At 37.7% G+C, this 18481-nt stretch carries 16 protein-coding genes; 1 reads left to right on the forward strand and 15 read right to left on the reverse strand.

What is annotated here, in order from left to right; all coding sequences use genetic code 11:
* Positions 1 to 61 precede the first annotated feature (61 nt).
* The 5 genes from CBF31_RS02855 to CBF31_RS02875 form a co-directional block, all read right to left on the reverse strand.
* A complete protein-coding gene (locus CBF31_RS02855; RefSeq protein WP_126830774.1) occupies positions 62 to 1000 on the reverse strand; it encodes an NPCBM/NEW2 domain-containing protein in 939 nt (312 codons plus the stop codon).
* Between the two features lie 117 nt (positions 1001 to 1117).
* Positions 1118 to 1873 carry an alpha/beta fold hydrolase gene (locus CBF31_RS02860; RefSeq protein WP_126830776.1) on the reverse strand — a complete coding sequence of 252 codons (756 nt, stop codon included), beginning with the start codon at positions 1871 to 1873 and terminating at the stop codon, positions 1118 to 1120.
* A 130-nt stretch (positions 1874 to 2003) separates the two neighbouring features.
* Positions 2004 to 3320, reverse strand: coding sequence for an asparagine--tRNA ligase (asnS, locus tag CBF31_RS02865; protein WP_126830778.1), 1317 nt, complete (start codon positions 3318 to 3320; stop codon positions 2004 to 2006).
* Between the two features lie 41 nt (positions 3321 to 3361).
* A complete protein-coding gene (locus CBF31_RS02870) occupies positions 3362 to 3838 on the reverse strand; it encodes a cell wall elongation regulator TseB-like domain-containing protein (protein WP_126830780.1) in 477 nt (158 codons plus the stop codon).
* 77 nt (positions 3839 to 3915) lie between these two features.
* The gene (locus CBF31_RS02875) at positions 3916 to 6714 is read right to left on the reverse strand and encodes a helicase C-terminal domain-containing protein (RefSeq protein WP_126830782.1); all 2799 of its coding nucleotides are present in this window, start codon (positions 6712 to 6714) and stop codon (positions 3916 to 3918) included.
* Between the two features lie 182 nt (positions 6715 to 6896).
* Between CBF31_RS02875 and CBF31_RS02880 the strand changes: the two genes are divergently transcribed.
* On the forward strand, positions 6897 to 7331 hold the full coding sequence (locus CBF31_RS02880) for a universal stress protein (protein WP_126830784.1): 435 nt from the start codon (positions 6897 to 6899) through the stop codon (positions 7329 to 7331).
* A gap of 41 nt (positions 7332 to 7372) precedes the next feature.
* Here the strand turns inward: CBF31_RS02880 and CBF31_RS02885 are convergent, their stop codons facing one another.
* The 10 genes from CBF31_RS02885 to carB form a co-directional block, all read right to left on the reverse strand.
* A complete protein-coding gene (locus CBF31_RS02885) occupies positions 7373 to 8239 on the reverse strand; it encodes a DUF975 family protein (protein ID WP_245977904.1) in 867 nt (288 codons plus the stop codon).
* Positions 8240 to 8326: 87 nt separating this feature from the next.
* Entirely contained in the window at positions 8327 to 9559 is a 1233-nt protein-coding gene (locus CBF31_RS02890) for a voltage-gated chloride channel family protein (RefSeq protein ID WP_415674424.1), read from the reverse strand.
* 144 nt (positions 9560 to 9703) lie between these two features.
* Positions 9704 to 10453 carry an HAD-IIB family hydrolase gene (locus tag CBF31_RS02895; RefSeq protein ID WP_126830786.1) on the reverse strand — a complete coding sequence of 250 codons (750 nt, stop codon included), beginning with the start codon at positions 10451 to 10453 and terminating at the stop codon, positions 9704 to 9706.
* 30 nt (positions 10454 to 10483) lie between these two features.
* On the reverse strand, positions 10484 to 11398 hold the full coding sequence (locus CBF31_RS02900; RefSeq protein ID WP_126830788.1) for a Gfo/Idh/MocA family protein: 915 nt from the start codon (positions 11396 to 11398) through the stop codon (positions 10484 to 10486).
* 120 nt (positions 11399 to 11518) lie between these two features.
* Entirely contained in the window at positions 11519 to 12217 is a 699-nt protein-coding gene (locus CBF31_RS02905) for a carbonic anhydrase family protein (protein ID WP_126830790.1), read from the reverse strand.
* A gap of 24 nt (positions 12218 to 12241) precedes the next feature.
* Positions 12242 to 12868, reverse strand: a complete 627-nt coding sequence (pyrE, locus tag CBF31_RS02910; RefSeq protein WP_126830792.1) for an orotate phosphoribosyltransferase — start codon at positions 12866 to 12868, stop codon at positions 12242 to 12244.
* Positions 12855 to 13583: an orotidine-5'-phosphate decarboxylase gene (pyrF, locus tag CBF31_RS02915; protein ID WP_126830794.1), complete on the reverse strand. Its 729-nt coding sequence runs from the start codon at positions 13581 to 13583 to the stop codon at positions 12855 to 12857. Before pyrF ends, pyrE begins: the two co-directional genes overlap by 14 nt.
* Entirely contained in the window at positions 13583 to 14503 is a 921-nt protein-coding gene (locus CBF31_RS02920) for a dihydroorotate dehydrogenase (protein WP_126830796.1), read from the reverse strand. Before CBF31_RS02920 ends, pyrF begins: the two co-directional genes overlap by 1 nt.
* Positions 14500 to 15276: a dihydroorotate dehydrogenase electron transfer subunit gene (locus tag CBF31_RS02925; RefSeq protein ID WP_126830798.1), complete on the reverse strand. Its 777-nt coding sequence runs from the start codon at positions 15274 to 15276 to the stop codon at positions 14500 to 14502. Before CBF31_RS02925 ends, CBF31_RS02920 begins: the two co-directional genes overlap by 4 nt.
* A gap of 24 nt (positions 15277 to 15300) precedes the next feature.
* Positions 15301 to 18480 (reverse strand): carbamoyl-phosphate synthase large subunit, encoded by a 3180-nt coding sequence (gene carB, locus CBF31_RS02930; protein WP_126830800.1) that lies wholly within the window; start codon positions 18478 to 18480, stop codon positions 15301 to 15303.
* Position 18481 lies beyond the last annotated feature (1 nt).

Below are 18481 nucleotides of genomic sequence, written 5' to 3' on the forward strand. Positions count from 1 at the left end.
AGAGACTAAGCTCTAGCTTTTGATAATAGAACACTATTATATTCAACTCTTTCACATACTATTATTTTTTTGTGAATGTTACATTATAAAAAGCAAATTCTGAAGTACTTTTAGTCATACTTAGTTTTAATGTTTTAGCTCCAGTAACATCAAACTGATAATGTTCCGATGCAATTTCAGCATTAACTGTTTCCTTATATTTCTCTTTACCATCTAATTCAATACTCATTTTTCCGTTCTCTATCTGATTCCCTTTAGTTATATCGGCTTTTCCTACATCAAAAGCAATAGAGGAGAACTTATCGTCCAATCTTATAAGAACATAACTATCTCGATAACTACTATCGCTTATAATAAAACCATTCGATAATTCTTTACCCGCAACCGTATAATCATCAGGAATACTATCCTCAGTATCTCCAAAACTATTATAATTACTGCCACTATACAAAATAGAATAATCATCAACTAATGCTTCTTTAGTCACTTTACCTGATTTTCCACCAACATATAAATTGCCATCTACTTCATCATACTGAATAGATTGTTCTAATATTGATGCCATATCTTTTGCTTCAATATACTGCGAATCATCTACTGTAGCTATAGAAACCTGATTATCTTTTTTTAATCCATCTTCAACCAAATTCACTTTTTTTAAGTCAGCATAATTCTTAGCACTTAGATTTTTTAACTTCTTATTTAATTTATCTCCCTCTAAATTCGAATTAGAAATAATTTTATCCTTTTCTGAAATTTCCTTTTTCAATGTTTTATTTTCTTCAATTTTCTTTTCCATTTCAGGAAAGAAAACCTTAGTCCCCTCTTGCGGAAATAACATTGGTAGAATTAACGCAAATAATGGAATCAATTGTCCAATAAATAGCGCTAAAAAATCTTTCTTCTCTCTCTTATCATTATCAATTTTCAATCTATAGTAACCGAAGATTGATACTCCCACACTGATTAGAATAATAGCTATCACGATGTAATTTTTCATAAAATCCCCCTTTTCAATAAAAGTATTATATCAATATAACACTTTTATTGAAACCGTTATTAGAATTTTTTTACTATATTACTTACATTAAGCTTATGAATTTATAAATCAATTTCGTTACGCCATATATTCCTCAAAATAATCTGCAATAGTTTCCATTAATTCAATCGTTACAAGATGACCTTCATTCTCCCCTTTTAAAAACTGTATATTCTTACCTGACTCCATTGTCATCATTTCCTGATACACTTTTTCAACTGGTTCGTAAGGTATTTTTTCATCTTCAGTCCCATGCCAAACTAACAAGGGGCGCCCTGCTACTTTTTCAGGTAATTCTGATAAATCAAATTGAGGCAACCATGAATGAATCGCTTCAAGCGACGATGGCACGTGATAACCTCTTTTTGCAGCTACACTTCTTATAGAAGCCGCATACTCTACTGGGCTAGGCGTTCCCATAATACTTGCTCCTACTTTTATTTCTGGATGTTGAGTCAAGAGTCCCGCTACTGTCATACCACCCATTGAGTAGCCACCTACACCAATTTTATCTTTTAAAATCAATTGACGCTCTTTAAAATATCTAATGATGACATCAAACTCGATTAAATTATATTGTATGGTTGAAAAGAATGTTACAGAAGGAACTGATGATTTCTCAGCTACTTTGCGCTGACCATGATGCATCCCATCAGGTAACACCACACGAAAACCTTTATCTGCCAAACGTCTTCCTTGTGTCAAAAGCAATTCTTTATTGGTTTGCCACCCATGATAAAAAATAATAAGCGGTCTTGGTTCATTTAAGTACTTTTCATCTATCACCTCAAGGACTGGAATATCATGAATGTGTCGTTCTCTAATTTTTAACATTTGCCTCACCTCTACTTGTCTACTTTAATTCTTACTATTACTATAAAGGGTGTTCGGTAGAGATACAAAAAATATGATCCCAAACAAAAAAACCTCCTAATGAATTAGGAGGTTTAGCTTAAATTTATCTCTAAGGTTCAATACGGTTTAATAAGCGTGGGAATGGAATAGCTTCACGGATATGTTCAGTTCCTGCAACGAATGTTACCATACGTTCTAGACCTAAACCAAATCCTGAGTGAGGCACTGATCCAAATTTACGAAGTTCTAAATACCATTCGTAATCTTTTGGATCTAATCCAAAGTCAATTACTTTTTGACGTAAAGCATCGTAATCTGTTTCACGTTCAGAACCACCAACGATTTCTCCGTAACCTTCTGGTGCTAATAAGTCAGCACATAAAACGCGTTCAGGGTTACCTGGTACAGGTTTCATATAGAAAGCTTTGAAGCTTGCTGGGTAGTTAATAATGAATGTTGGCACACCATAGTAATTTGAAATCCAAGTTTCATGCGGTGAACCGAAGTCATCACCATGTTCTAAATGCTCATAATCTGTATCTTCATCCGCTTCATGTTCTTGTAATAATGAAATAGCATCATCGTAAGAGACGCGTTTGAATGGTGTATCAATGTATTTTTGTAACAAGCTTGTATCACGTTCTAATGTATCAAGAGCGAATGAAGCATTATCTAATACACCTTGGATTAACGCTTTGATGTAAGCTTCTTGTAAATCAAGAGACTCATCATGCGTTACAAATGGATACTCAGCATCCATCATCCAGAACTCTGTTAAATGACGACGTGTTTTTGATTTTTCAGCACGGAATACTGGACCGAAGTCAAATACACGACCTAAAGCCATTGCGCCAGCTTCTAAGTACAGTTGACCTGATTGTGATAAGAACGCAGGTTGACCGAAGTAGTCTGTTTCGAATAATTCAGTTGTATTTTCAGCAGCATTTCCTGATAAAATTGGGCTATCAAATTTGATGAAACCATTTTTAGCAAAGAAATCATAACTTGCATAAATAATAGCATTACGGATTTGCATAATGGCATTTTGTTTTGATGAACGTAACCATAAATGACGGTGGTCCATTAAGAACTCTGTACCGTGCTCTTTTGGTGTGATTGGGTAATCATGGCTTTCACCGATTACCTCGATATCAGTTACACCGATTTCATAACCAAATTTTGAACGTGAATCTTCACGAATTTCACCTGTCACATAGACAGCTGTTTCTTGGCTTAATGATTTAGCTTTTTCAAATACTTCTTCTGATACTTCTGCTTTTACAACGATACCTTGGAAGAAAGCTGAGCCATCACGTAACTGTAAGAAAGCAATTTTACCACTTGAACGTTTATTTGCAATCCAGGCTCCGATTTTAACTGTTTCGCCTACATGTTTTTTTGAATCAATAATACGTACTGTTTTCATGTCTTTTCTCCATTCTATAATTAATAAGTTTTACTTACATTTTAAACATTTGTCATACTTCCGATAATCTTACCAATTCCAAAATCAACAAGATAATAAGAAATAACGCCATCTTCATCTTCTGTCATTACTTCCCAAGTCGGATCATTTTCGACTAAACCTAAAGAAACTTTTAGCAGACGATGGGGTTTAATTTCATCAGCAACCACTTTTAATGCTTCATTTTCTGTAATACCATCTGCTTGATTACAGACTGTTAATTCACTACCGTCTTCTGGAATAAAAACAATAATGCCTTCATTTTTAGCATTTTTCCCAACAAGAGTAAACGTGGTCTCTTTACGAGTAAACCAATAAAATTTATCTACTGATTTTAGATCAGCGTGTTTGCTTGCAATGGCTACAGCTTCTTTTTTAGCTTGAACCATCGGACGATTTCCTCGAATCACAAAGACTATTGTGGTGAAAATAAAGGTAACTAAAACAAAGCTTATTCCAATTAAAATATTTTTCCTCATTTCAGCCTCCTTTTTTTTAATCGTATTTTTATATTATAACAGAATATTACACTGTTGTGACTGTCAAATCTAGATATTTAGAGAAATTCTTTCATATCTTTTAGTATTTCAGTCACATTATTTTCAATAATGGGTAAATCTTGCGGTAAAGCTTTAATTAAGGTAGAACTGTATTTTGCTTTAACAAAACGTGGGTCCAACATGATCATAATTCCTTTATCTGTTTCTGATCTAATCAGTCGACCAAATCCTTGTCTTAATCTAATACATGCCTTAGGTAAAGCATACTTATAAAACGAATCAACACCTTGATTGGCTAAAGATTCATACTTCGCTTTAACATAAGGTCGATCTGGTGAATCAAATGGTAGTTTTGTCACAACGATCACTTCAAGACTCTCTCCTGGTAAATCAATCCCTTCCCAAAAAGAAGCCGCTCCGAGTAATAACGCTTGATTGGCGTGTTCAAATCGTTTGATAATTTTCTCCCGTGATCCTGATATTCCTTGACCTAATACTTCAATCCCCTGTCCTTCACCTAATGTTTTATTCAAACGATGGTAGACCGTTTGAAGTTGGTGATGTGCACTGAATAAAACTAGTACCGAACGTTTTTGTTCGACCATTAATCTCTCTAGTGTTTCACAGATAAACTGAACAGTTTCAGCTGATGACACCACTTGTTGATTAACTGATTCTGTTGGCACATAAATTCTTCCCTGTTTACTGTAGTCATAGGCTGAAGGAACAGATTTAAACGGCAAGTAATCTAGCCCTAAACTTCTTCCTAAGAATTGTGTATCTTTACCGGCTCTTATTGTCCCACCTGTGTAAAGTATTTTTTCATAACGCTGATACCAAGTTGCACTGGTTACAGAACTTGCTTCTATATCCGAATAAAAAGCAGTGAGCTGTTGATTTTTACTATTAATCATAATCCATCTTAATAAGCCATCTCGGTCCGTTTCTGTAAATTGAACAAAGAAATCACGATACGATTTCAATTCATTCAAGTCTGATAACCACTGCATCATCAACACACGGTCACTTATCGTAAATTTATCAATTTCAGCTTGGTAAGCCTCATCCATTTTCTCTGACAGGACTACTGCATCGTTTAATAACAATAGTAAGTGCTCTAAGTTCTTATTTGTATAAATTGGTAGGCGTTCTAAACTAGTATTTGTAACTAACCACTCTTGGTCTTGTTGACCACCACCATCAATCAATATGCCTTCAATAACATCTTCTTTTAAATCCTCAAATAAATCAGATAATTCTGTCACACAGGTTTTAAGCGGCCTTAACCAACTTTGCCACGTTGTTTGTTCCCAGAGAAGTTTCAACTGAGCTAGTCTTTCGTCTTCATAAAATAAACCTGCAAGCATCTTACTAAATTGATAACTATTAATCTGACGTGCCAGTGTTTGTTGTGCTATTTCTGGAAGGTGGTGTGCTTCATCTATAATTAAATACTTACTCTCAGGTAATAAAGGTGTTTCTCTTCGATTTTCTTCACATAAAAAGGCATGATTAACTACAATTACATTACTTTGTGCGACTTTCTTTTGAAGGTGTCTCCAAAAATCAACGTCATAAAAATCAGATGTCTCAGATAAATACCCTACCCCTTGATGTCTCACGTGTCTAAACAAAGCATGGTTTAAATTGGTTAAATTCAACTCATCAAAGTCTCCCGTTTCTGTTTCTGTTAACCAAACTAGCAGTCTCATTTGATATATGGCATATTGTTTTTGTGGCACGGGTGATGCAAGACTTGCAGAGAATCTTTCTAAATCAATAAAATGACGGTGACTTTTTACTAATGTTCCTAATAAAGAGCCTGGTCTTAAACGATTAACCTCCGCTATCGATTGTGTTACGAGTTGCGTTTGTAAAACTGTTGAAACTGTACTAATGATAACAGGTTCATCTTTAGTAGCAAGATAACTTAACGGTAACAAATAACCAAATGACTTCCCACTACCTGTCGAGGCTTCCAAAGCCAAATTTTTACCAGCAAAACGATCGACTTTTTCAATTGGTTCAGTTTGATATGGCGTAGTGAAGAAACGGTAAACCATATTCATCATCTTGCTTTGAGCAGTACGGTAATCAAATTTATCTGCATAAAGTTTAACCTTTTTGGCTTTGCTTTCTGGGTAAACTGATGCGGTCTTACCTGATAAAGTCGGAACTTCTTTTTTACGTAGTGCTAAACCTCCAATTAGTTGAATACCTTCCTGCAACGGCGGGACATCTTTAAGCATTTCCTCAAGGACTAATTCAATATAATCCTTAGTATTCATTCCAAGAGGTCCAGCTAACTTAACAATTGAACTTAGTGTGACAATCGGTAACGTTTTTATTTTTTCTTCAATTAGTAACAACAACTCCGCTGTCACTTCAGCATCACTATCCGCTTGATGAGGTCTATCATGGGTAAACCCATACGCTTCCGCTAAGTCCCCTAATCGGTAACTTGGTTCTGTTGGTAAAAACAGCTGGGCTAATTCTACCGTGTCTATCCCTTGGATAGTTAATTCTTCTTCACCACAACGACTTAACTCTTGGCTTAAGAAATGATAATCAAAATAAATATTATGTGCAACAAAGACACAGTCCTTTAGCATCTCTGCTATCTCAGGAGCAACATCTTCAAAATACGGAGCATTCGCCACTTGAAGGGTACTAACACCTGTTAATTTTTCGATATGTTTTGGTATTTTACATTTTGGATTAACGTCTGTTGCATACGTCGATATAATTTGATTGTCTTTAATAAAGACACAACCAAACTGTATAATACGGTCTGTTGTTGGATTTGTTCCTGTTGTTTCTAAATCGACAACAGCATACATTTGACTTTTTACCACGACCGTCCCTACTTTCTTCTATCCTAATCTATTGACTCTCATTTCAAATTATACCTATTTTCACCTATCATTTCATTAAAAAAACAAATTCTCTGTATCCTCCACCTAAAGAAAGCGTTTACTTCCTTTATTTAGAAGAACTTGATATAATAAAGATACCAATAGAAAAGGAGGTTTTACTTATGTTTCAACGTTATGAAAAAATATTAGTTGCGTATGACGGTTCTAAAAATGCCACACTTGCATTCGAACAAGCCCTTGCACTTGCCTCACAAAATGATGCTGAATTAATTATTTTACAAGTTGTTGACACACGTATTGACCCCTTTGCTCCGTATGTTATTGAAGGATTACTCGAAGAAAAAATTTCAGAAGCACACGAAGAATTAGATCGACTTTCTGAAGATGCTAAAAGAAAATCTATAAAAAAAGTAGTCCCTATTCTCAGGGAAGGCTCAATTAGGACTATAATTGCTACAGAAGTACCCGAAGAATTTGATATTGATTTAATTGTAATTGGCGCAACGGGTAAGTCAGGACTAGATAAACTCTTAATCGGATCAACTACCAATTATGTAACCACTCATGCTAAATGTCCCGTTCTTATTGTGAGATAGACAAAAAAATACTCCTCATAAAAATGAGGAGTATTTTTCATTTAAAAACTTGTCCACTCTGTTTCATCTGTTGTCGCATTATTTGCCGATGCTGTATAACGGTCTTTCGATAAATCACGATAGAAAGCTGCTTTCGTTGCGTTAATATATGGGAACAATACAAAGTAGCCTAATCCCAATGTTAACCAACAGACCATATGCCAACCAATAAAGCTTAAATCAATATAGAACAAACGTCCTTTATGACCATTCATTAACGCTCTACTTTCAGTAATGTAACTTGTTGCGCCTACACTCGCTGTTTCCGTGTGTTCTGATAAATCTTTATAGATGTAGAATGATTGAGAATACGCGTAAGACTTGATAATTCCAGGTACTAAGAATAGCAGTGACCATAGATATGTAAAGATAGTTGTAAAGAGCTGCACCAAGAATAGTGGGACAAAATCTTTCCCATTAAACATTCTAAATTGGTCTGCCATTGGGCTGATTTTACGATTAGGATTACGATACACTTCAATGAATGTGAATGAAATTCCAATTGTCATAAAACTAATAAGAACCCCTATCAAGGCACTCCATATTCCAGAGCCTGAGTTACTGCTCGGACTTACAATATCATCATCAGATTCTTCTAATAACTTATCAAAATCATCCCCATCTAAATCACCATTATCATAAACATCACCACCAAATTGCTCTGTTTTTGGTGAAACTGTTCCTTCATCTGTTATAACTGAACCTAAGACTAACGCGAGGAATACTCCCCCAGCAATAACGATCGTTATAAGCCAAACTGATAGTACTTTTAATAAAGATGGCACCAGATTTAATAAAATTGCATCTTTCCATCGCCCTTTTAACATCTGTTTAGCATCTCGTTTTAATGTTGCACTTGTTTTGAACAAAACTTTTCCCCCTAAAAATTATTAGCTTAAGTTTACCATAAAATAACACGGCTTTTTATAAAAAATTGAGTGTTAAACAAAAAAATATTAAAAACCATACTTTCTAATCCGTCTTAATTTGTGAGTAACATGCTGTTGGGAACTGTATATTCCACTATGGCCTGACACTAGATAGCTCACTATACAAACTGGCAATAACCAAGCCGCTATCCCACTTCCAAACAATTCAATCCCCATTACAAAACAAGCTATCGGTGTGTTCGTTGCGCCTGCAAAGACACCTATAAAACCAAGTGCCGCCACAAAACTTACGGATAAATTCATAACTTGTCCTAGACTTGCGCCTAAGGTTGCTCCTATTTCAAATAAAGGGGTCACCTCTCCCCCTTGAAAACCCGCTCCTAATGAAAAGACCGTTAAAATTAATTTATTTAAAAAATCCCAAGTCTCATGTTTGCCACTAAACGCGTCTTCTAATAAAGGTAAACTTAGTCCATTATAACGTGTCGTTCCCACCGCTAGTACTAACATAAGGACAACTATTGCCCCAAAACCAATTCTTAATACAGGGTTACTAATCCATTTAGCATATCTAGCCTTTATCCAGCGGATACTTGTACTAAATAAGCGACTAACTAAACCAAAGGCTAATCCGCAAATCAATACCTTACCTAAAACACTAATAGTGAATTGAGGAATACTTGCAATAGAATAATCTGTATGACTGACTTTTAATAAAACCGTCGTACCGTATGCCACGAATGCCGTTAGCACACTCGGTATCAAAGCTGTTGTTCTTAGTCTACCTATGCAAAGAACTTCAAGAGCAAACAAACAGCCCGCTAAAGGTGTCCCAAATACACTACTAAATCCACCACTTATGCCACAAATAATAGCCATTTCTTTATCAAGTGGTCCTAATTTAAATACTGAGCTTATTTTTTCAGCCAAGGCCCCTCCCATTTGAACGGCTGTCCCTTCACGTCCCACAGATCCGCCGAAGAGATGGGTGGCAATCGTTCCAAATAACGTTAGAGGAATAAGCTGTAAGGGGATTTTTTCCATCCCACCATTTGCTCGTTCGATAACGAGATTATTCCCTCGCTTAGACTGACCACCAAACCGCTCATAACAATAGACTGTTACCATTCCTATTAAAGGTAAGCCTAGTAATAACCACGGATTAGTCACTCGGATAGCTGTTACGACTTCTAAACTTTTTAAGAAAAATGCAGATAGTGCGCCCATGCCTATTCCAATTAAACTGCTGACTATTAGCCACATACCTAAACTTTTAATTTGATTGTTTACTTTCATCACGTTCGACCTTTCATCTCAAAACAAAAGAAGACCTCTACTAAAAGAAGACAGGTAATGCCTCTCAATTAGTAAATGTCCTCACCTAACTTGTTAGTTTATTACTTTAAGATTACCACAAGTCCTTGCTAAATAAAATACGACTATCTAACTCGCTAAAATCTGTTTCACTTGCTGAATAATCTCTAATGGGTTTTCATCTACCATCGTGTTCGCCAGTTCTTTAATTTCCTGACTATTTCCAACTCCCACGCCAAAACTAGCTTGTCGTAACATCTCTTTATCATTTCTATCATTTCCAAAGGCAACATACGACGCCCCATCAAGAACACGCTCAATTGCAGATGCCTTATTAACACCTGTCTTGGTCACATCCAAGCACCGCTCTGTAGGGTAAATATTACAATCAACACCAAGATGAGCAAAATCTGTCATTAATTCTGTCTCGTTTAAGTAATTACTTACTAAAATTTTAACAGGCTCGTGAACATCGGTAATCGACACATTTTGTGCTTTCTTTAAAATATCCAAACGACTTCTAAGTAAGCTTAATGTGTCACCCTGACACGCATAATTCCATTTGTCATCAAACAAATAATCTAATTGCTTATGTGAGACATACTCACGAATATAAGAGGCATCCTCTTTTTTGATGGTCTCAAACCATTTCGCTTCTAACCCGCTATAATGCATGGCACCATTACTGCCAATCAAATGACAATTCTTTAAATCTTTTGGTAAAAGCGGCAACATATCACGAACCGGTCTTGCCGAAGCAAATACCAGTTGATGATCATCCTGCTGGTGGATTTCTTCCGCTAAAAATGACGTCAATCTGTTATCAATCGTCATCCCATCAAAACAGACTGTCCCGTCCATATCAAAAACAAAATTCATACTACTCCTCCTTATCACATACCCAAAACCCTATTTTTCTAAATAACTTTGATACAATTTATTAACATAATAGTGTGTCAATAAAGAGTCTTCCCCTAATGCTGCTACACGTTCGTCTTGATTGTTTAGCACATCAATAAATAACTCAATCGCTTGTTTAAACCCACGTTTAGCTAGGGTATTTTCCCAGTCGCCAAAGCCTTCTATTTGAACAGTACCTCTTTCGTTTTTCACTAATTCAGATAAGTTAGACACAGTATACGTCCCAGTTAATCCTTGAATTTCTACCGTTTCTGTATGAGCGCCTGCCTCCATATTTGTTGAGGTTACGGCCGTTGTATTTTCTGTTTTAAATAAAATCATCGCACGTCTTAGACGAACATCTCCTGTTGCGACGACTTCATAACTCGCTTCTTCAATCGGTTCATCTAACAAGTACAACGTTGTATCGACCATATGAATCATCATATCAAAGACTTCAAATTTCACATCTGTCTTAGGCTGCATCCGATTTTTTTGAGCGATAATTAAACGTTTATCTGTTACTTTTTTTAGTTCATTGTTCAACGGTGCATAACGTCGATTAAATCCTGTCATTAGTACTAAATTTTTTTCAGCCGCTAAGTCGTGTAATTCTTGAACTTCATCAAAGTCCTCACTTACCGGTTTATCGACAAAAACATGGATGCCTTTTGTTAAAAACAGTTTGATTAGCTCTCCATGTGTCGCTGTTGGCGTATGAATAAAAATAGCTTCAATACCTGAGGCTAAAAATTGGTCAAGGTCTGTTGTGACGTTCTCCCAACCAAATTGTTGCTGCAATGCCTTTAATTTATCTTCCTGACGTGAATAAAAATACCAATCTATGTCGGTTCTCATATTATTCATTATTGGTAAGTAAGCTTTTTGACAAATATTTCCTAAGCCCATGACTCCTATTTTCATCTCTTATCGTCCTCACTTTTCTCTGCCTAAAATGGCTGACTTCTTTTAAAAGTATAGCAAATTTCTAGTGCTTATTAAAACAAAAGAGTTGAAAGCCCTATTAGACTCTCAACTCCCTGATTAATTATGATAGATAATACGGTCTTGTAAGCCAAATGTGACGCGATTATTGTTAATCGGCACATGTTCTTTTACTCGTTTGATAATGGATAGATTCGCATACTGCATCTCATCCATCATAAACCATAACACTGGACCAGAATACGGTGGTGTCGTAAGCGATCCTACAAAATGATAGTAACTTAAAGGTTGTGGTAAATACGCTTTAGGATTAAAAATCATATTTTCTCGCTCTAAGAATAGTTCCTTCATGACATCACGACGCTCAAGTCCTTCTTCTAGATACTCATCCTCTACACCCTCATATAAAATACCGATGACTAAATTCTCACCTTCTGCACTTTCGTGAACGATGTGAAATTCAAACTTGCTCGCTTGGTCTTTGAAAGTATGTTCGCTAGGAAAATGGACATGGATATCCACTAAATCAAAACGTTGCCCTTCAAATGTTAAGTAGCTTTTTTTTTCAAGTGGAACTAGGTGGTACGAGCCACCAAAAACATCTTGCTTATATTCTTCTGTCTCATAATGAAGTGTTAAATCTAATTCTGGTTCAGAAACAACTTCCTTAACGTCGCCAAAATCAATAGGGGATTGGTACTGAAAAACTTGCATCCCATCTGCTAACTCTCTTAAAGGCAAGGCTGCCAAGTCTGCTAGTTTTTGCTTCTTCTCTGTATAAATATGTTGTATTGCCATCCAATCACTCCCTATTTTATCTTATTACCAAGCCGTGGGGTCTTGTTTCCAGCTTTGTAATAATTTTAACTCATCAGAATTAATCGCGTCAATTTCTAAGGCTTCTTGGATTAAGATATCGTAACTTGATAAGGTATCGACCGCTACACCCACTTCTTCAAATGCTTGTATCCCTTTTGGCAAGCCGTACGTGAAAATAGCCATAACACCTAATACAGTCGCTCCTGCTTCTTTAGTTGCACTTACAGCCTCTAAGACACTGCCGCCTGTAGAGATTAAATCTTCAATAATCACTACTTTTTGACCGTCATGAAGAATCCCTTCAATCTGATTGCCTTTGCCGTGTCCTTTGGCTTTTCCTCTAATATAAATCATCGGCAAGTTAAGTAGTTCTGACACCCAAGCCGCATGAGGAATACCAGCCGTCGCCGTTCCTGCAATTACCTCAACATCTGGATAGGCTTCTTTTATTTTAGCAGCTAAACCTTCCGCAATTAAACGTCTCACCTCCGGAAATCCCATCGTTAAACGATTGTCACAATATATTGGACTTTTAATCCCGCTTGCCCACGTAAATGGTTCTGTTGGCTGTAGACTCACTGCTTTTATTTCTAATAATTTTTGAGCGACTAATTGACTAGTTATTGGCATATGATTTCTCTCCATTCCATTCTTTTTTAATTTCAAGATAGGCTTGATAAGGATTTTCAGCTTGAGTAATAGGACGACCGACTACAATTAAATCAGACCCGATTGTAGACGCCATCTCTGGTGTTACGACTCGTTTTTGGTCCCCAACTGCTGTCCCCTTAGGTCTAATACCTGGGGTTAAACAAATGAATTCAGGTGCTGTTACCTTTTTAATGGCTTCAACTTCTAAGGCTGAACACACTACACCATCGACACCACTTTCATGAGTCAATTTTGCATACTGTTTTGCACTTTCTGAGACTCCCACTGGTATTAACTGTTCTTCTTTAACTTGTTCATCTGATGTGGAGGTCAATTGAGTGACAGCTATAAGTTGAGGGCGAGTTTGACCTGATGGTTTCCCCGTCTCTAATCCTCTCACTGCTGCCATCATCATTTCTTTCCCACCAGCTGCGTGAATATTAGTTAACTTGATTCCTAAACCAGCAATTCCTTTCATCGCACGTTCTACAGTATTAGGAATATCATGCATTTTTAAATCAAGGAAGATATCATGCCCTAATTCTTTCAAATATCTCACAATCGCGGGCCCCTCTTGATAATATAACTCCATTCCAACTTTTAAATACAATGACTCGTCTTTTGGAAAGTGACTTAAAAAATCATCAATCGCCTGGCGGTTTGGTAAATCCAGTGCAATAATTGGTCTTTTCATTACTTACGTTCCCCCTTCACTTCTTCAATTAATTGTGTCAGTGTTTCAATTCCTAAATCATCCATTCGTTTAGGTAACGCTTGAATTAATTTTTGACAAATATAAGGGTCTACAAAGTTAGCCGTTCCGACGGCAACAGCGCTCGCACCTGCCATATACATTTCCAGAACATCATCAACAGTTGACACACCGCCCATTCCAATAATCGGAATAGTGACTGCTTCTGCTACTTGTTTAATCAAACGAATCGCGACTGGTTTGATTGCAGGTCCCGATAGGCCACCCGTTTGATTCGCCAAAATAGGTTGGCGCGTTTTAAGATCGATTCTCATTCCCAGTAATGTATTAATCATCGTGAGCCCGTCTGCTCCAGCTGCTTCGATTGCTTTAGCAATTGGCACAATATCTGTTACATTTGGTGATAATTTAACATAGACCGGTACTGTAGCGACTTCTTTCACTGCTTTCGTTAAGTCGTAGGCCACTTGAGGATCAGTCCCAAAAGCAATACCCCCTTCTTTTACGTTAGGACACGAAATATTAAGCTCGATTGCTTTCACATTAGGTGCTTTTCCTATTTCTCGGCAAACCGCTACGTAATCTTCTACTGTAGCTCCTGCCACATTCGCAATAATCGGGACATTAAATTGTTCAAGGTAAGGTAATTTTTTCGCCATAACGTCTTCTAAACCTGGATTTTGAAGTCCTATCGCATTTAGCATACCACTCGTTGTTTCTGCTACTCGAGGCATGGGATTACCTAGGCGTAATTCTTTTGTTGTCGCCTTTACCATGATGGCCCCTAATTCACTTAAATCATAATAATCGGCATACTCTTCACCGAAGCCAAAGCACCCACTGGCTGGCATGATTGGATTTTTCAACTCTAAACCTGGTAATGATACGCTTAATCGATTCATAGTGCTACCTCCCCTGTCGCCACAATTGGGCCTTCTTTACATACTCGCATTGTATCCGTTTCACTATTAGCTTTTGGACAGACACAGGCATAACACGCTCCCATACCGCACGCCATTCGAGCTTCAAGCGATAGATAAGCTCTTGGATGATCAATAAAACGGTCATTCACCACTTTTAACATGCCATTCGCTCCACAAGCGTAAATCGCATCAGGAGTAAAGTCTTTTAGTCGTGTATCCAAAATTTTACACACATAGCCTTCTGTTCCGTAGCTTCCATCTGATGTGGCAATGTGCATCTCACCAAGTTCTCTAAATTCTTCTTCAAAAAAGATGGTTTCACGATTTCTAAATCCTTGAATATTAATAATTTCAGCACCTTTTGCTACTAACTGACGACTTAGCTCATATAAAGGTGGAATCCCGATACCACCACCGATAATCAGGATTTTTTCCCCCTCTTTAACCTCTTCAATTGGAAAACCATTCCCAAGAGGGCCCATCACATCAACCTTATCTCCAGACTGTAACTGACTTAGTACATCTGTTCCGTCCCCTTCCACTCGGTAAATAATCGCACACTCATTTTTCTCGTGGTCAATCTTATTTATACTGATTGGGCGGCGTAAAAGTAAGTCAGCACGTGGTACTTTTAAGTGTAAAAACTGTCCAGGTACAATCATCTGCTTAACTAACTCACCGGTTAAGGTCATCTCATAAATTTGTGGGGCTAATAATCGTTGGGTTACGATCGTCATCATCTCTTGCTTCATGGTTTCCTCCTAGAATATGTTTTCTTACAATGCGTTTACGTTAAAGGCTTGTGATTCTAATACTTTTAAAATTGCGCTTGCTGTATCAAGCGAGGTGAATAATGGTACACCGTGTTCAACTGCTTCTCGTCTAATCAAGAAACCATCTGTGGCAACTGTTCGTTTTTTATCCATAGTATTAACGACAACCTGGACATCTCCTTCGCGAATACAATCTAAAATCGTGCGACCTGTCTCATCGGCAATTTTAGAAATCTCAGTCACCGCTAAACCTGATGCTTCTAAGTATTTCGCAGTTCCTTCTGTCGCTACTAAACGGTAGCCAATAGCTGCAAAACGTTTGGCAATTTCTAGCGCTTCTTCTTTCGCTTCGTCTGCAATTGTCAACAAGACTGAACCGTAAGTTGGAAGATGCATCCCGCTTGCTTCAAAGGCTTTATAAAGAGCTTTTTCTAACGTCTTGTCGGTTCCCATGACTTCACCGGTCGATTTCATTTCAGGTCCTAAGTACGTGTCGACTTTTAATAATTTAGCGAAAGAGAAGACTGGCGCTTTAACATGGACCTGCTTGCTCTCAGGTGCTAACCCTTTATCGTAGCCTAACTCTTTTAATGTTTTCCCTAAAATTAATTGTGTCGCCACCTGAGCCATTGGAATATCCGTTACTTTACTTAAAAATGGAACCGTTCGACTTGCTCGAGGGTTAACCTCAATGACATACGCTACATCTTGATGAATAACGAATTGAACATTCATCATCCCTAGACAATTTAAGCCAAGAGCTAAGCGAGTGGTATAATCGGCAATCGTCGCCTTCATTTCCTCACTTAGATTTTGTGGAGGATAGACGGCCATTGAATCGCCTGAGTGAACACCGGCACGTTCGATATGTTCCATAATGCCAGGTATTAACACTTCTTTCCCGTCACAGATTGCATCGACTTCACACTCCATACCGACTAGGTAACTATCGACTAAGACTGGATGTTCTGGCGAGGCTTTAACGGCTTCTACCATGTATCGTCTTAAATCCTCTTCGTTTTCAACAATTTCCATTGCTCGTCCACCTAAGACATAACTTGGTCTAACTAAGACGGGATAGCCTATTCGACTTGCAATCGCCACGGCTTCTTCACTGCTTGTTGCCGTATCTCCTGGCGGTTGAGGGATGTCTAACTCTTTTAAGGCTTGCTCGAATAAATCACGATTCTCCGCACGGTCCAAATCTTCAATCGTTGTCCCTATAATCTTCACGCCTGCTTTTGATAATGGTTCTGCTAAGTTTATGGCTGTCTGACCACCAAACTGAACGATGACCCCTTTAGGTTGCTCTAATTCAATAACATTTAGAACATCTTCTAGCGTTAGCGGTTCAAAATAAAGTTTGTCTGAGATCGAAAAGTCAGTGGACACTGTTTCAGGGTTACTGTTCATGATAATCGCCTCATAGCCTAAATCTTGAATCGCTTTTACTGAATGAACAGTTGCGTAATCAAACTCTACACCTTGCCCGATTCGAATTGGACCTGAGCCTAAAACTAGGATTGATTCCTTTTCTGATACGAGACTTTCATTTTCTTCTTCGTAAGTACTATAGAAATAAGGGGTTGCCGATTCAAACTCAGCCGCACAGGTGTCTACCATTTTAAAGACAGGCTGGATATGGTTTTTTGTTCGAAAAGCTCTCACTTCCGATTCACTCTCACCCCACAGTTCGGCGATTTTCACATCTGGTAGACCATACTTCTTAGCCTGTCTTAAAACATCAATATCATGTTTAGACGTTACTAATTCCTGTTCTAATTCAATGATGTGGAGTAATTTATCCAAGAAGAACAAGTCAACTTTTGTCAGCTCTGACAATTCTTTTATCGTATACCCACGTCTGATTGCTTCTGCCAAGTAGAAAAGTCGGTCATCTTTCGCCCGAACTGTCCCTTCAATCAGTGCATCATCTGAACACTCTGCAAGTTCTGGTAATTCCATATAAGGAGCACCTATCTCTAACGAGCGAACGGCTTTTAATAAAGCTTCTTCAATATTACGACCAATCGCCATGACTTCTCCGGTAGCCTTCATCTGTGTCCCAAGTAGACGTTCCCCTTTTTCAAACTTATCAAAAGGCCAGCGTGGAATTTTAGCTACGACATAATCTAGTGCAGGTTCAAACTGCGCATAGGTTGTTTCAGTTACTGGATTGTACATCTCATCTAATGTTAAGCCGACTGCAATCTTCGCCGCTAACTTCGCAATCGGATAACCTGTCGCTTTACTCGCAAGAGCCGATGAACGACTCACACGTGGGTTAACTTCAATCACGTAGTATTTAAAACTATGTAGATCAAGTGCTAACTGAACATTACACCCTCCTTCAATTTTCAATGCTCTAATTATTTTTAAGGATGCTTCTCTTAACATCTGATTCTCAACATCTGAAAGGGTCTGTGTTGGAGCGAATACAATTGAGTCTCCAGTGTGAATCCCTACTGGGTCAAAATTTTCCATGTTACACACAACCAATGCATTATCACGACTATCTCGCATCACTTCATATTCAATCTCTTTAAACCCCGCAATACTTTTTTCGATTAAGCACTGTGTCACTGGAGATTGTTTTAAGCCATTCTCACAAATCGCTTCCAATTCAGCCTGTGTATCGCACATCCCACCACCCGTTCCACCTAACGTGAAAGCAGGTCTAACAATCACTGGATAACCTATTTGAGAAGCAAATTTTACCGCTTCCTCGACTGTCGTCACAATCTCACTTTCTGGAATAGGCTGGTCTAGTTCCTCCATCAGTTGTTTAAATAAATCACGGTCTTCTGCTTGGTCAATCGCTGATAATTTTGTACCTAGTAACTCAATGTTTAACTCTTCTAAAATCCCTGATTTTGCTAATTCCATTGCCATATTTAGTCCTGTTTGACCGCCCAAAGTAGGCACAATCGCATCAGGTTGTTCCATTCTTAAAATGCGTGAGACAAACTCTAACGTAATAGGTTCGATATAAACTTTATCTGCGATTTCCTTATCCGTCATAATCGTCGCTGGGTTTGAGTTCACTAAGATAACCTCATACCCTTCTTCTTTAAGTGCAAGACAAGCTTGTGTGCCTGCATAATCAAATTCTGCGGCTTGTCCAATTACTATCGGACCGGAGCCTATTACCATAATTTTTTTTAGGTCAGTTCGTTTTGCCATC

The organism is Vagococcus fessus (genome assembly GCF_003987565.1).
Taxonomy (GTDB): domain Bacteria; phylum Bacillota; class Bacilli; order Lactobacillales; family Vagococcaceae; genus Vagococcus_D; species Vagococcus_D fessus.